This window comes from Streptomyces cupreus (genome assembly GCF_014257025.1).
Classification (GTDB): domain Bacteria; phylum Actinomycetota; class Actinomycetes; order Streptomycetales; family Streptomycetaceae; genus Streptomyces; species Streptomyces cupreus.
The window spans coordinates 1-467 of sequence record NZ_JACMSF010000195.1; the positions used below are offsets into that span (position 1 = coordinate 1).

The following is a 467-nucleotide window of genomic DNA, read 5'->3' on the forward strand; positions in this document are numbered from 1 at the left end:
CAGCGGTCCTTCCGGAGATCGTGCGAAACATTCGGTTCATTTGGCGAACCTTACGGAGCGGACAGTGAGCGGCACCCAGGGTGCGGCAAGGCTAGGACTTGTCCGGGTCTCCCTTGGCCCTGGGCAGGCTCAGGACCATGGTGAGGCCGCCGCCAGGGGTGTCCTCGGCGTGCAGCGTGCCGTCCATGGCCTCCGCGAACCCGCGTGCCACCGCGAGTCCCAGCCCCACCCCGGCGCCGCGCGGTGCGTCGCCGTAGCGCTGGAAGGGTTCGAAGACGCGTTCCTTGGCCTCGTCCGGGACGCCCGGCCCCCGGTCCACGATGCGCAGTTCGACACGGTCGGCGATGGCACTGGCGGAGACGAGGACGGGGATGCCGGGCGGGCTGTACTTGACGGCGTTCTCGACGACGTTGGCCACCGAGCGCTCCAACAGCCCCTTGTCCAGATGGACCATGGGGAGCGTCTCG

The 467-nt window shown here is 69.4% G+C and carries 1 protein-coding gene; it reads right to left on the reverse strand.

Annotated features, from left to right (window positions below):
- Window positions 1–91: 91 nt before the first annotated feature.
- Window positions 92–467: sensor histidine kinase (locus tag H4N64_RS44270; RefSeq protein WP_260860474.1), on the reverse strand; the 376-nt coding region annotated here is incomplete at its 5' end.